General features: G+C 49.7%; 15 protein-coding genes and 1 riboswitch. Of the genes, 1 reads left to right on the top strand and 14 read right to left on the bottom strand.

From position 1 onward, the window contains the following. The first annotated feature begins 3 nt into the window (after positions 1-3). Complete coding sequence (locus tag M1D59_RS03680; RefSeq protein ID WP_035337038.1) at positions 4-582, top strand: TetR/AcrR family transcriptional regulator; 579 nt, start codon at positions 4-6, stop codon at positions 580-582. 49 nt (positions 583-631) lie between these two features. Here the strand turns inward: M1D59_RS03680 and purD are convergent, their stop codons facing one another. From purD to M1D59_RS03610, 14 genes are all read right to left on the bottom strand, one after another. Next, positions 632-1,900, bottom strand: a complete 1,269-nt coding sequence (gene purD, locus M1D59_RS03675; RefSeq protein WP_035337040.1) for a phosphoribosylamine--glycine ligase — start codon at positions 1,898-1,900, stop codon at positions 632-634. Between the two features lie 13 nt (positions 1,901-1,913). Continuing rightward, positions 1,914-3,452, bottom strand: a complete 1,539-nt coding sequence (gene purH / locus M1D59_RS03670) for a bifunctional phosphoribosylaminoimidazolecarboxamide formyltransferase/IMP cyclohydrolase (protein WP_020450442.1) — start codon at positions 3,450-3,452, stop codon at positions 1,914-1,916. Beyond that, complete coding sequence (gene purN / locus M1D59_RS03665) at positions 3,449-4,036, bottom strand: phosphoribosylglycinamide formyltransferase (RefSeq protein ID WP_020450441.1); 588 nt, start codon at positions 4,034-4,036, stop codon at positions 3,449-3,451. Before purN ends, purH begins: the two co-directional genes overlap by 4 nt. Continuing rightward, positions 4,033-5,073 carry a phosphoribosylformylglycinamidine cyclo-ligase gene (gene purM, locus M1D59_RS03660; protein ID WP_035337048.1) on the bottom strand — a complete coding sequence of 347 codons (1,041 nt, stop codon included), beginning with the start codon at positions 5,071-5,073 and terminating at the stop codon, positions 4,033-4,035. Before purM ends, purN begins: the two co-directional genes overlap by 4 nt. 124 nt (positions 5,074-5,197) lie before the next feature. Then, positions 5,198-6,628, bottom strand: a complete 1,431-nt coding sequence (purF, locus tag M1D59_RS03655) for an amidophosphoribosyltransferase (RefSeq protein ID WP_023855588.1) — start codon at positions 6,626-6,628, stop codon at positions 5,198-5,200. Beyond that, entirely contained in the window at positions 6,604-8,832 is a 2,229-nt protein-coding gene (purL, locus tag M1D59_RS03650; RefSeq protein ID WP_043054148.1) for a phosphoribosylformylglycinamidine synthase subunit PurL, read from the bottom strand. The genes purF and purL overlap by 25 nt, the downstream gene beginning before the upstream one ends. Beyond that, positions 8,816-9,499 (bottom strand): phosphoribosylformylglycinamidine synthase subunit PurQ, encoded by a 684-nt coding sequence (purQ, locus tag M1D59_RS03645; protein ID WP_043054147.1) that lies wholly within the window; start codon positions 9,497-9,499, stop codon positions 8,816-8,818. Before purQ ends, purL begins: the two co-directional genes overlap by 17 nt. Further along, entirely contained in the window at positions 9,496-9,750 is a 255-nt protein-coding gene (gene purS / locus M1D59_RS03640; protein WP_003179532.1) for a phosphoribosylformylglycinamidine synthase subunit PurS, read from the bottom strand. Before purS ends, purQ begins: the two co-directional genes overlap by 4 nt. 1 nt (position 9,751) lies before the next feature. Next, positions 9,752-10,468, bottom strand: a complete 717-nt coding sequence (purC, locus tag M1D59_RS03635; protein WP_035337053.1) for a phosphoribosylaminoimidazolesuccinocarboxamide synthase — start codon at positions 10,466-10,468, stop codon at positions 9,752-9,754. Between the two features lie 74 nt (positions 10,469-10,542). Further along, positions 10,543-11,838, bottom strand: a complete 1,296-nt coding sequence (gene purB / locus M1D59_RS03630) for an adenylosuccinate lyase (protein WP_020450435.1) — start codon at positions 11,836-11,838, stop codon at positions 10,543-10,545. Then, positions 11,835-12,977 carry a 5-(carboxyamino)imidazole ribonucleotide synthase gene (gene purK, locus M1D59_RS03625; RefSeq protein WP_080131558.1) on the bottom strand — a complete coding sequence of 381 codons (1,143 nt, stop codon included), beginning with the start codon at positions 12,975-12,977 and terminating at the stop codon, positions 11,835-11,837. The genes purB and purK overlap by 4 nt, the downstream gene beginning before the upstream one ends. After that, positions 12,970-13,458: a 5-(carboxyamino)imidazole ribonucleotide mutase gene (gene purE / locus M1D59_RS03620; protein ID WP_020450433.1), complete on the bottom strand. Its 489-nt coding sequence runs from the start codon at positions 13,456-13,458 to the stop codon at positions 12,970-12,972. The genes purK and purE overlap by 8 nt, the downstream gene beginning before the upstream one ends. 136 nt (positions 13,459-13,594) lie before the next feature. After that, a riboswitch (purine riboswitch) is annotated at positions 13,595-13,697 on the bottom strand. A gap of 78 nt (positions 13,698-13,775) precedes the next feature. Then, complete coding sequence (locus M1D59_RS03615; protein WP_020450432.1) at positions 13,776-13,973, bottom strand: NETI motif-containing protein; 198 nt, start codon at positions 13,971-13,973, stop codon at positions 13,776-13,778. Beyond that, positions 13,973-14,560, bottom strand: coding sequence for a DUF2179 domain-containing protein (locus tag M1D59_RS03610; protein WP_370510518.1), 588 nt, complete (start codon positions 14,558-14,560; stop codon positions 13,973-13,975). Before M1D59_RS03610 ends, M1D59_RS03615 begins: the two co-directional genes overlap by 1 nt. Positions 14,561-14,652 lie beyond the last annotated feature (92 nt).

The raw sequence follows: 14,652 nt of genomic DNA, 5'->3' as shown, positions 1-14,652 counted from the left end.
GAAGTGGCTGACAGCTATCGCGGGGACAAGCGGATTACAAAATCGAAAACAAATTTAAAAAAAGCCTTGTTTGAACTGCTGGCTGAAAAAGAATGGGGAAAAATCTCTGTACAGGATATTACGCAACGGGCAAACTTGAATCGAACGACATTTTATCAGCATTATCAAGATAAATACGATTTGCTTCATCAAAATATGAGAGACATGTTTGAAGCGATGAAAGAGGATATTTTTTCGCCGCTTGATATAGATTGCAGCGGGGAAAAGCCTGAAGCGTACTGGTATGTGCTGCGCTTTTATCAGCATTTACAACAGAACTGCGATGATTTTGCGATTATCATCAACAGAAGATATGAGCTGAACATTAAGGAGCTGCTCAATGACTTTTGGAATGACAGCTTTTTGACGGGAATCAAAAAAACGGCAGCTTCCGATACTAATCGCTCAGTGCCTCTTGATATCCAGCGGCGATTTGTGATTTCCGCCTTTGCGGGCACAGCCGCATGGTGGCTTGAAAATGGCATGCCTTATCCGCCCGAATTGATGGCTGAATCGTTGATCAAAATGATCCAAAAAAATTGACGGCAAAAAAAGAGACAAAACGGGTGCTCCCGCTCTGTCTCTTCACCGGTTATTTCTGCGCTGCCTTGAGCGCACGCGCGCCGATATCCGTCCGGTAAAACAGCCCCGGTTTTCTTACTCGTTCCACCGCTTGATAGGCTGCTTCCCTGGCCGCTTCAAACGTCTCGGCAAACGCCGTGACATTGGCGACGCGGCCGCCGTTTGTCACAAACTGACCGCCGCTTTTTTTCGTGCCTGCGTGAAAGACGACGGTCTGTTCCATATCAGGCTCAAGCGTGCTGATCGGCGTGCCTTTTTCATAGCTTTCCGGATAGCCGTCAGATGCTAGAACAACGGTGACTGCCGCCGTATCCTTCCACTTCAGCTCCACTTCTTTGTCGGCGAGGAGGTCAAGCAAGACTTGTACAAGGTCTGATTCAAGACGCGGCAGTACGACCTGGGTTTCCGGATCTCCGAATCTCGCGTTGAATTCGATCACTTTTGTTCCTTTTTCGGTTAGCATTAAGCCAGCATACAAGACTCCCGTAAACGAACGGCCTTCTTTAACCATCGCTTCGGCCGCCGGCTCCAAAATCGTTTTAACGGCGTCTTCAACGACCGCATCCGAAATCTGCGGCACCGGGGAATATGCGCCCATTCCCCCTGTATTCGGGCCTTTGTCTCCGTCAAATGCCCGCTTGTGATCTTGCGCGATCACCATCGGATACACTTTTTCACCTTTGACAAAAGCCATCAGCGAAAATTCTTCACCGCTCAAAAATTCCTCGATAACGACAGAGGCGCTTGCATCGCCGAACTTTTCATCTTCTAAAAAGTCATGCAGACACTGAACCGCATCTTCGGCTGTCATCGCGACTGTGACGCCTTTTCCAGCGGCAAGCCCGTCAGCTTTGATGACGATCGGCGCGCCTTTTTCCTCAACATACGCCTTTGCTTTTTCAAAAGATGTAAACGTTTCGTATTCTGCTGTCGGTATTTGATATTTTTTCATCAGATCTTTGGCAAACTGCTTGCTTCCTTCAATCACCGCTGCTTTTTTCGACGGACCGAACACCGGAAGGCCCGCTTCTTCAAATGCATCCACAAGCCCTTCGATTAAAGGGACCTCAGGACCGACAATCGTCAGTCCGATATTGTTTTCCTTTGCGAAAGCGAGAAGCCCTTCGTGATTGCCTTCGTCAAGATCAACGAGTACGGCGGTCCCGGCCATTCCGTCATTGCCGGGCGCCGCATATACAGTGCCGACAAGAGGGCTTTGCGCCGCTTTCCAGGCGAGCGTGTGCTCCCTGCCGCCTCTGCCGATAATCAATACGTTCACGCTGGTCACTCCCTTAATGTTTGAAATGGCGGATTCCGGTGAACACCATCGCGATCCCGTATTCATCCGCTTTTTGAATCGAATCTTCATCACGAACCGATCCGCCCGGCTGAATGATCGCCGTCACACCGGCTTTAGCCGCTTCTTCGACCGTATCAGGCATCGGGAAGAACGCATCTGATCCGAGCGCGCTTCCTTTCGCTTTCCCGCCGGCTTGCTCAATTGCGATTTTCGCGGAGCCGACTCGGTTCATTTGTCCAGCGCCGACGCCGATCGTCATATCGTCTTTTGCCAGGACAATCGCATTCGATTTGACATGCTTCACAACTTTCCAAGCGAGCTTCAAGTCAGCCCATTCCTGTTCGGTCGGCTCTCTTTTCGTCGGAATTGTGATGTCGGCGTCGTCAAAACCGTGCATATCCAGATCCTGAATCAAAAGCCCGCCTTGAACAGATGTCAGCTGCTTTTCGTTTTTCACAGGCTGATTGACATCAAGGGTCAAGAGGCGAAGGTTTTTCTTGGATGTTAAAATATCAAGCGCTTCTTGGCTGAATGCTGGCGCGATGATGATTTCCAAAAAGATTTTGTGAAGCGTTTCAGCCGTCGCTTTATCCACTTCCCGGTTCAAAGCGATGATGCCGCCGAAAATTGACGTTTCGTCAGCGGCGTATGCTTTGTTAAACGCCTCTTCGATCGTGTTGCCCGTCCCGACGCCGCAAGGGTTCATATGCTTGACGGCAACCGCAGCCGGCTCCGTGAACTCGCGGACGATTTGAAGTGCTGCATCCGCGTCTTTGATATTGTTGTAAGAAAGCTCTTTTCCGTGCAGCTGTTCAGCTGAAGCAATTGACCCTTTGACAGGGAGCGCACTTTGATAAAAGACTGCTTCCTGATGCGGATTTTCGCCGTAGCGGAGCGATTGCTTTTTCTCAAAGGTGACGGTGAACTGTTCAGGCTCTTTTTCGCCGGTTACCTTTGTTAAATAGTCAGCGATCAACGCGTCATACGCTGCCGTGTGGCGGAACACCTTCGCTGCCAACTCGCGTTTTTTCTCAAGAGAGACGCTGCCGTTTTCTTTCAAGTCGTTCAGTACAGGGCTGTAGTCGCGGGGATCGACGATGACCGCCACGTCCTGGTGGTTTTTCGCTGCTGCGCGAAGCATGCCTGGACCGCCGATGTCGATATTCTCAATCGCTTCTTCGAATGTGACGTCTTCTTTAGAAACCGTTTCTTTAAACGGATATAAATTAACAACGACAAGGTCGATCGGCTGAATTCCCTGTTCATTGAGCTGCGCCATGTGTTTTTCGTTGCCGCGGACGGCAAGAAGCCCGCCGTGAATATTCGGATGAAGGGTTTTCAGACGGCCGTCCATGATTTCGGGAAAGCCCGTCACTTCAGAAATGCCGATGACGTCAACGCCGTTTTCCTGAAGAAGTTTGCTTGTGCCGCCTGTTGAAATCACTTCTACGCCAAGCTCTGTCAATTCTTTTACAAAAGGGACAATGTTCGTTTTATCTGATACGCTGATTAATGCGCGTTTGATCGTCATTCCTTTTCACCTCTGCCATTTAGTTCAAGAAGCTCTTTGATTACTTCGGGATAAAGCTCATGCTCCAATTTGTGTATCTTTTCTTCAAGAGATGCGAGTGTTTCGCTTTTTTCAAGCTCGACGGCGCGCTGGGCGATAATCGGACCGGTGTCCATGCCTTCGTCAACATAGTGAACCGTGATGCCCGCCACTTTCACACCCGCTCTGTACGCCTGTCCGATCGCGTCGATGCCGGGAAACGCCGGCAGGAGCGACGGATGGATGTTGATGATTTTATTCCGGTAAGCCGACAGAAGCGTATCGCCGATCAGTCTCATGTACCCCGCCAGGACAATCCATTCTGCTCCGTGGAGGCGGAGCTGTTCAACGATCACTTGTTCAAAAGCTGCTTTATTTTCGAACGATTTCGGCTGGAATGCGAACGATGGAATTCCGGCTTTTTCCGCTCTTTCAAGCACTTTCGCATCGGGCTTGTCACAGACGACAAGGACGATTTCGGCATCCCAGTTCTCTTCTCTCATTCTTCTTGCGATCGCTTCAAAGTTCGTTCCGCTTCCTGATGCAAATACCGCGAATTTTCTCATGAAAGACCGGCACCGCCAAACTCAACGCCGCTTCCGGCTTTCACTCTGCCGATGAGATAGGCTTTTTCACCGTTGTTTTCGAGCGTTTGAATCACGTCTGTCATATCCTCTTCTTTCACCGCAAGGACAAACCCGATTCCCATATTGAAAACATTGAACATTTCCTCGGACTTCAGGCCGCCTTTCTCCTGAATGAACGGAAAGACAGGAGGGACGGGCCAGGAGCCGATGTCGATTTCAACACCGAGACCATCAGGCATCATGCGCGGCAGGTTTTCAATAAAACCGCCGCCGGTCACGTGCGCCATGCCTGCGATTTTACCTGATTTCACCGCTTCAAGGACAGGCTTGACATAAATTTTCGTCGGCTCTAAAAGCTCTTCGCCAAGAGGCCGTTCAAAAGGTGTATACGTCTCATCAAGGTTCAGACCGGCATCTTCAAGAAGAACTTTACGAACGAGAGAGAAGCCGTTGCTGTGAAGTCCGCTTGAAGAAAGTCCGATTAAAAGGTGCCCTTCGCTGATGTTTTCGCCCGTGACGATGCCATCTTTTTCAGCGGCTCCGACCGAGAACCCGGCAATATCGTATTCATCCTCTGTATAAAGACCCGGCATTTCCGCCGTTTCTCCGCCGACTAGCGCTGATCCTGACTGTACACAGCCTTCTGCGACGCCTTTTACAATTTCTTCAATTTTAACGGGGTCGGCTTTTCCGACCGCAAGGTAATCGAGGAAGAACAGCGGCTCCGCTCCTTGAGCGAGCACATCGTTGACACACATAGCGACGGCATCGATGCCGATCGTGTCATGCTTGTCCATCGCAAAAGCGAGCTTCAGCTTTGTGCCGACACCGTCCGTTCCCGAAATCAGAACCGGCTGTTTGTACGGCAGTTCTGACAGGTCAAACATGCCGCCAAATCCGCCAAGACCGCCCATTGCGCCGATTCGCTTCGTTCTTTCCACATGTTTTTTCATTCGTTTTACGGCTTCATATCCGGCTTCAATATCAACCCCGGCGTTTTTATAGCTTTCAGACAACACAATCCACTCCTTATTCCGCGCTTGTCCATTCGTAATATTCAAAATCAAAAGAGCAGCCGCATCGCTTCTGCTGCCCTTTATTCATTTCAGGAGGCGCGGCGCTTCAAGAGCGCCGGCCGGTTTATTTTGTCAAAACGGCTTCTTTCACGTGAGGAAGAACCGTATCCTGATAAATCTCGGTCGGGTATTTTCCTGTAAAGCAGGCCATGCACTGCCCGCAGTTTTCGTCTTCATACTGTCTTCCGATCCCGGAAAGGAGTCCTTCAATGCTCAAGAATGACAATGTATCAGCGCCGATTTCCTGACGGATTTCTTCCACTGAATGGGAGGACGCGATCAGTTCTTCATGCGTTGATGTGTCAATTCCGTAAAAGCACGGATGGGCAATAGGCGGGGAACTGATTCTGACGTGCACTTCCGTCGCTCCGGCTTCGCGCAGCATCGTCACAATTCTGCGGCTTGTCGTGCCTCTCACGATGGAATCGTCCACCATGACGACGCGCTTGCCTTCAACGACCCCGCGGACGGCTGACAGCTTCATTCTCACGCCCTGCTCCCTGAGCGACTGTGACGGCTGAATGAACGTTCTGCCGACATAGCGGTTTTTAATCAGTCCGAGTTCGTAAGGAATTCCCGTCGCTTCGGCATAGCCGATGGCCGCTGAAATGCTTGAATCCGGAACCCCTGTCACCACATCTGCTTCAATGCCTGATTCTTCAGCAAGCTTTTTACCGAGATTTTTTCTCGCGCTGTGGACATTAATGCCGTTAATATTACTGTCAGGCCTTGAGAAATAAATGTACTCCATGCTGCAGATCGAACGGTTGATGTTGATGGAGAACCGCTCAGACTTCATGCCTTCATCATTGATGATCAGCATCTCGCCCGGTTCTACATCTCGCAAATATGTCGCGCCGACCACATCAAACGCGCACGTTTCAGAAGCGACGACGTACGCGTCGCCGAGCATTGCGACAGATAGCGGTCTGAGTCCGTTCGGATCAAGCGCCACGATCATTTCCTTTTCCGTCATGATCAGGAAAGCATAAGCGCCTTTCAGCATGGAAAGAGCGTTTTTGATCTGATCTTTCAGCTCGAAGTGGCCGCTTCTTTTAATTAAATGGGCGAGCACTTCCGTATCAGAAGACGTTTGAAAAATGCTGCCCTGGTTTTCAAGCTGCTGTTTCAGCTGAGTGGCATTCACTAAGTTTCCATTGTGCGCAAGCGCAAGGCTGCCGTTGTTTTGCGAATGGAAAAGGAACGGCTGGACGTTTTCGAAGCCGCCGCCGCCCGCCGTTGCATAGCGGACATGGCCGATCGCTCCTTTTCCTGTCACCTTTTTGAGCTCGCCGTTTTGAAAAACTTCAGTAATCAGCCCCTGGCCTTTGTGGGCGGACATTTTTTCGCCGTCTGTCGCCACGATGCCGGCACCCTCCTGGCCTCTGTGCTGAAGGCTGTGAAGGCCGTAGTACGTAATTTGCGGTGCTTCTTCATGCCCCCAAATCCCAAATACGCCGCATTCTTCATTTAAGCCTTTGATTTCAGCAAGCATGGGATAGCTCCTTTCCATGCGCTTTCGAGCTCTTCTATCTGCGCATGAATCCATTGTTGTCCTTCCTGGCTTTGAACAGACAGCGCGCTGTCTGACGTTACTTCGCCGATGAGCTCGGCGTCTTTGACAAGCTTTTCGAACGCTTCTTGATGCTCTTTTTTCACAGAGACGATAAACCGTGATTGTGTTTCGCTGAATAACAATGCAGATTCGCCTGCAAGCGTTACATTGGCGCCGAGTCCTTGAGAAGATATGACGCTTTCCGCCAGCGCCACGCCGATGCCGCCTTCTGAGACGTCATGCGCGGACTGCACGAGCCCTGTGCGGATCGCTTTCAGAAGCGCTTTTTGACGCGCTTGTTCGACTTCCAAGTCGATGGCAGGCGCTTTGCCGTAAATCTTTCCTTCGGACAGTTTTTGCAGCTCGCTTCCGGCGAACTCAGGGAATGTTTCGCCGATGACATAAATCAAATCGCCCGCTGCTTTAAAGTGCTGGGTCGTAATATGGTCTGTATCTTCGATCAGTCCGACCATTCCGATGACAGGCGTCGGGTAGATCGCGCTTCCGTTTGATTCGTTGTAAAGAGAGACGTTTCCACCGATGACCGGTGTGCTGAGCACGTTGCACGCCTCGCTGATCCCGTCTGCCGCTTTTTCGATCTGCCAGAAAATCTCCGGCTTTTCCGGATTCCCAAAGTTGAGGTTATCCGTAACGGCAAGCGGTTCTGCTCCGGAGCAGACGATATTGCGGGCCGCTTCAGCGACAGCGATTTTCCCGCCTTTTTCCGGATCGAGGTACAAGTAGCGGGCATTGCAGTCCGTTGTCATGGCAAGCGCCTTTTTCGTGCCGCGAATCCGCAGGACGGCTGCATCAGAGCCCGGTGCGACAACTGTGTTCGTCCTGACCATGTAGTCATATTGGTCATAAACCCATTCTTTGCTCGCAATAGTCGGCTGCTTTAACAGCTCGAGAAGCGTTTCTTTCGCATCTTCGACTTTTGGTGCAGGAACGTCTATTTCAAGGAACTCTTTATAATAAGCCGGAACTTTTGACGGCTTATGGTAAACCGGCGCTTCCTCTGCAAGCGCATCAACCGGAAGATCGGCAACCATTTCCCCGTTGTGGAAAAGGCGCAGCATCTTGTCGTCTGTCACGTGACCGACAGCCACAGCTTCAAGATCATACTTGTCAAAAATATCGATGATCTCTTGTTCGCGGCCGCGTTCGATGACTAAAAGCATGCGCTCCTGAGATTCGGAAAGCATCATTTCGTACGGCGTCATCCCTGTTTCGCGCTGCGGGATCAAGTCAAGGTTCATCTCGATGCCCGATCCGGCTTTGGATGCCATTTCCGCGCTTGAACTTGTCAGTCCTGCCGCACCCATGTCCTGAATACCGACCAAGGCGTCTGATTTGATGACTTCCAGACACGCTTCAAGAAGCAGCTTTTCCATGAATGGATCGCCGACTTGCACAGCCGAGCGTTTTTCTTCTGATTGGTCAGACATTTCCTCTGAGGCGAACGTGGCGCCGTGGATGCCGTCGCGCCCCGTTTTCGCACCGACGTACATGACCGTATTGCCGACGCCTTTCGCCTGCCCTTTTTTAATATCTTCATGGTTGATCAAACCGACACACATCGCGTTGACAAGCGGATTGCCTTCATAGCAGCTGTCAAACTGAACTTCACCGCCTACGGTCGGAATGCCGATGCAGTTTCCGTATCCGGCAATGCCCGCGACTACTTCTTCAAACAAGTACTTCACACGCGGTGAAGTGAGTTCACCAAACCGGAGAGAGTTCAAAACAGCGATCGGACGCGCGCCCATTGAAAAGACGTCGCGGATGATGCCGCCCACACCTGTTGCAGCTCCCTGATAAGGCTCAATCGCTGACGGATGGTTATGCGATTCGATTTTGAAGACAACCGCCTGATTGTCGCCGATATCGACGATTCCTGCGCCTTCCCCCGGCCCTTGCAGGACGCGTTCGCCTTTTGTCGGGAACTTTTTCAGGATCGGCTTGGAATTTTTGTAGCTGCAGTGCTCTGACCACATGACCGAAAAAATCCCGATTTCCGTATAGTTTGGAAGCCTTCCGAGAATCGATTCAATCATGGCAAACTCGTCATCGCTGACACCCATTTGCTGATAGAGCTTCTCTTCCTTAATTTGTTCTTGACTTGGTTCAAGCAGTAGCGACATGAGTTTCCCTCCAATTTTTCACGATAGATTGAAACAGTTTAAGACCGTCGGCGCTTCCGAGCAGAGAATCGACTGCGCGTTCAGGGTGAGGCATCATGCCTAATACATTGCCTTTTTCATTGACGACGCCTGCAATGCCGGCGACGCTTCCGTTGATATCCGTTCCGTATGTGAAAGCGATTTGGTTATTTTCTTGTAATCCGGCAAGCGTTTCTTCATCACAGTAGAAGTTTCCTTCGCCGTGCGCGACCGGAATCGTGATGGATTCGCCTTTGCTGTAGGAAGATGTAAAAATCGTTTCATTGTTTTGGACGACAAGTTCAACCGGACGGCAAATAAATTTCAAATCTTTGTTGCGTCTCATCGCGCCCGGCAAAAGACCGAGCTCCTGCAAAATTTGAAAGCCGTTGCAGACGCCGAGCACCGGCTTTCCTTCTTTAGCCGCTTTTTTGACGGCCGGCATAATGTTTGCGAAGCGAGCGATCGCGCCGCATCTTAAATAATCCCCATATGAGAATCCCCCCGGAATGAGGATGCCGTCATATTCATCAAGACTTGTTTCTGTATGCCAGACGTATTCAGCTTCTTCGCCAAGCTCATCCTTGATCGCGTGGAACATATCGATATCGCAGTTTGAGCCCGGCAGCACAATCACCGCAAATTTCACTGTGCGACAACCTCCTCGACTTCGTATCTGTAATCTTCAATCACCGTGTTGGCCAAAAGTTTTTCGCACATTTCTTTGACGAGAACGTCAAGGTCTCGGTCCGATTTTTCGATGGTGAGCTCCATGTATTTGCCGATGCGGACGTCCTGAACTTCTTTGTAGGACATGCTGTGCAAAGCATGCTGAACGGCGCTCCCCTGAGGATCTAAAACACTCTCTTTTAAGCTGACATACACTTTCACTTTGTACATATTACATGCCTCCAAGTCTTTTGAATATTTCTTCGTATGCATCCGTCAATCCGCCCAGGTTTCTTCTGAACACATCTTTATCAAGCTTTTCATTCGTTTCTTTATCCCACAGCCGGCACGTATCCGGGGAAATCTCATCGGCCAGCAGGACCTCGCCGTCTTTATCGCGCCCGAACTCAAGCTTGAAATCTATCAATCTGACACCGCAAGCCGCGAAAATCGTCTGCAACTCTTCGTTTACCTGTCTCGTAATCGATTTGATTTTCTCCACCTGTTCAGGCTCAGCCGCGTTTAAAATCCGGATATGGTCTTCTGTGATCAGCGGATCGCCGAGCGCGTCATCCTTGTAGTAAAACTCGATAATCGGCTGCTCCAGCTCCGTGCCTTCCGAAATGCCGAGCCGTTTGGACATGCTTCCCGCAACGACATTGCGGACAACGACTTCAAGCGGGATGATCGTCACTTTTTTAATGAGCTGCTCCGTTTCTGAAATTCGTTCAACAAAGTGGTTGTTGATTCCCTTCTCGTGAAGCCTTGTGAAAATCAGGCTGGAAATTTCGTTATTTAAACGGCCTTTTCCATCAATCTCGGCTTTTTTTTCTCCGTTAAAAGCCGTCGCCGAGTCTTTGTATTCGACAAACAACGTGTTGTCATCATCCGTCAGGTATATCTTTTTCGCTTTTCCTTCATATAAAAGTTCATTTTTCACAATATTCACAGAAGGCCTCCTAACCCGAATGTTGGAAATATTTCATCTTTTAGACCCCCGCCTGTTAAAGCGGGCGGTCGATTCTACGCTAAGCCTAAACGTTCAAAAATGTAGTCGACGTTTTTCAAGTGGTAATTGTAATCAAAGCAGTCGTTAATTTGTTCCGGAGACAGTCGGGACGTAATTTTTTCCTCAGCCTCGACAAGCTGGCGGAACGGCACTTGTTTCTCCCATGCTTCCATCGCTTTCGGCTGAACGGTGTCATACGCTTCTTCACGCGCCATGCCTGTATCAATGAGAGCGAGAAGAACGCGCTGAGAGTAGATCAATCCGAGTGTACGGTCCATGTTGCGCTTCATGTTTTCAGGGAACACGGTCAAGTTTTTCACAATGTTGCCAAAGCGGTTCAGCATGTAGTTCAGCGCGATCGTCGCATCAGGCAGAATGATGCGCTCTGCTGATGAATGCGAAATGTCGCGTTCATGCCAAAGCGGTACATTTTCATAGGCGGTCAGCATGTAGCCGCGGATGACGCGCGCCATTCCCGTCATGTTTTCCGAACCGATCGGATTGCGTTTATGCGGCATGGCAGAAGAACCTTTTTGGCCTTTTGCGAAAAATTCTTCGACTTCGCGGGTTTCGCTTTTTTGGAGGCCGCGGATCTCAACGGCGAATTTCTCGATGCTTGTCGCAACTAGCGCCAGTGCAGCCATATAATCGGCGTGGCGGTCGCGCTGCAGCGTCTGTGTTGAAATCGGCGCCGGTTTTAAGCCGAGCTTCTCACATACGTACTGCTCGACGAATGGATCGATGTTCGCGTACGTTCCGACGGCGCCTGAAATTTTACCGACTTCGATGCCTTCTTTCGCCTGCTTGAAGCGTTCCAGGTTGCGCTTCATTTCTTCATACCAAAGGGCGAGCTTCAAGCCAAATGTCGTCGGTTCTGCATGCACGCCGTGTGTGCGTCCCATCATGACCGTATATTTATGTTCCTTTGCTTTTTCTTTCAAGATGTCAACAAATCTCTCAATGTCCTTGAGCAAAATATCGTTCGCCTGTTTTAATAGATAGGAAAGAGCGGTATCGACCACATCTGTTGATGTCAGTCCGTAGTGCACCCATTTTTTCTCTTCGCCAAGCGTTTCCGATACGGCGCGGGTAAATGCGACGACATCGTGGCGCGTGTCCTGCTCGATTTCAAAGATGCGGTTGATGTCAAACGACGCTTTTTCCCGCAAAACCTTCACATCTTCTTTCGGAATGACGCCGAGCTCAGCCCAAGCTTCACAAGCCAGTATTTCAACCTCCAGCCATGCTTGGAATCTGTTTTCATCCGTCCAAATCGCAGCCATTTCCGGTCTTGAATAACGTTCGATCATTGTTTTCGTCCTCCATCTCTTTCAATCCACTTTTCTGTCATCTTCCCGATCCATTCATTGTCGGGTGTTCTTAAAAATGTGATATGCCCCATTTTGCGGCCCGGTTTGACTTCATGCTTTCCGTATATATAAAGCTTCGCTTCTTTTAATAGTTCGGGATCTTCTTCAGCCATGTACACTTCATCTCCGAGAAGGTTTACCATCATTCCTTCCTTCAGAAGGTCCGTTTTGCCGAGCGGCAGTCCGCAGACAGCACGGATATGCTGTTCAAACTGACTCGTTTCGCAAAGATCAAGGGTGTAATGGCCAGAATTATGCGGCCGCGGCGCTAGCTCATTGACGAGAAGTTCGCCGTCTTCTTTCAAGAAAAGCTCAACGGCCAGTGTTCCGACAAGCTGAAGTTTTTCGGCAAGCCTGAGGGCAAGTGCTGCCGCTTGTTCCTGAACCGCTTCATCGGCCCGTGCCGGGACGATGCTCTGGAATAAAATATTTTGTTTATGGATGTTCTCTGCCGCCGGAAAAACGGTTGTCTCTCCGTGAACCGATCTCGTCACGATCACGGACAATTCCATTTTGAAAGGAACCCAGCTTTCCAAAATGCATGTGCCGTGCTGTAAAAGTGCTGCGGCTTCCCCGATTTGTGCTTGTTGTTTCAGGACGTACTGCCCTTTTCCGTCATACCCGCCGCGGCAAGTTTTCAGCACCGCCGGAAGACCGAGCTCCGCTACGGACGCTTCCAGTTCCGTCCGGTCGTGAATGATTCGGTACGGGGCGACTTTGCAGCCCGCTGATTCAATCGCTTTTTTCTCGGTTTCCCTGTTTTGCGTAAGGAGCAACAGCTCGCTCCCTTGCGGAAGGTAAGCGTGCTCTTTCAGCCAGTTCAGCGCATCATAATCGATGTTTTCGAATTCATAAGTAATCACATCGCTCGCTTCGGCAAGCTTCCGTATCGCTTCGCGATCATTATAAGCAGCCGTAATTTCAAGGTCTGCGACCTGTCCGCACGGTGATGAAGGGACAGGGTCAACAACAGCGATTTTATAGCCCATTTGTTTGGCCGCGACCGCCATCATTTTGCCAAGCTGTCCGCCTCCGATAATGCCGATTGTCGCTCCCGGAAAAATCGTTTGTTTATACAAGCTGATCACTGCTTTCCAACACGGTTTTTCTGATGCTTTCCCTTCGTTCATCCAATCTTCCGGCAAGCTTTTCGTCAAAAGCTGACAAAATCTGCGCCGCAAGCAGTCCGGCGTTGACCGCTCCCGCTTTGCCGATGGCAACGGTCGCAACGGGTACACCGCCCGGCATTTGAACGATTGAAAGCAACGAATCGAGACCGTTCAGCGCTTTTGACTGAACCGGCACACCGATGACGGGCAGCGTCGTTTTGGCTGCGACCATTCCCGGCAGGTGAGCGGCTCCGCCCGCTCCGGCAATGATGACTTTCAAGCCTCTTTCCCGCGCCGTTTCGGCATATTCGAACATTAAATCAGGCGTCCGATGTGCGGAGACGACCTTTTTTTCGTACGGAATTCCCAGTTCATCGAGGATGCCGCAGGCATGTTTCATCGTTTCCCAGTCAGATGTGCTTCCCATGATAACACCAAGAAGAGGCTGCATATCTTTTTGTCCCACCTTTAGCTGTTATTCTTCGCATATAAAAAGCCCGGCATGTATTGCATTTGTAGGAAGCAACACAAACCGGGCATGGCGCGTGTATCGTCAGTTAGTCCGCTTCTCGCGATCTCCATGTCAGTTTATTGTCCACTTTCCTGCATAGTCCGATGATTTACGGTCATCGGGTAGAGACTTATGGGCCATATTCCCAAGATTATATGAGGATGTGTTTTCATGTCATGTTTATCTTAACAACGGACTGTGATAATGTCAACGACATTATCGAACGATAGTATATTTTGTTGTTCTAATGTTCGGGTTTAGAGTAATTTACCTTCGAATATAATTTTTCTTCCGCACGGAACAACCTGAATCGTTCCATTTTCCTTTGTTTCTTTGAAGACCGGCTCCTCCATTCGACGCACCGGTGTATAGCCTTCTTCCTGCATCTTCGTCAACACGGATTCGATCGTTTCGCCTTCCGTTACTTCAAAGCGCTTTTTTTTCGGCTTTGTCATTATTCTTTAATTCTCCTTTTCTTTACGGCTTTCACCCAGAATCCGCCGTGTATCGTCTTCGGTTCATAGGAAATGATAAATGCTTTTGAATCGATTGATTTAATCGTTTCGTACAGCTGCAGTTCGTATTTTCTCGGCGTCAAAATCTGCATCGCCGTTCTGTCTCCCTCAAGTCCGCCGACGACCCAGTGGGTGACGCCGTAGCCTTTTTCCCTGAGCTGTTTCGGCAAATCCAAATCAAGCTCTTTCGTAATGGCGTTAACGGTAATATAGCCCAAAGCGAGCTTTTCTTCAATTTTCGTGCCGACGATGATTCCGATTCCAAATCCGACCGCGTAAGCAATCACGTTTTGGATTTGATTTAAATTATCTAGAACGAGCCCCAGCCCGACGACGTAGACAAGCATTTCGATTGTCCCGATAAAAGCGGCGAGATACCGCTGGCCTTTAAGAGTCAGTATCATTCGAAGGGTTAAAAACGTTACGTATATAATATTGATAACCAGAATAATTCCAACCATGATCACACCATTCAATAGTGCTGAGTGAAGCAATTGAAATCCCTCCTTTAGATGCAAAGCAATCATATTCTACTAGAGAAATTCTCCATACACAATCCTGTAATGGCCCTGCTTCACCACAAAATTTTTCGACATTGCTCACTCCCATCAGTTTACCC

It is taken from the genome of Bacillus sp. PK6-026, from assembly GCF_054161455.1.
This window is presented reverse-complemented; position numbering and strand designations above follow the sequence as displayed.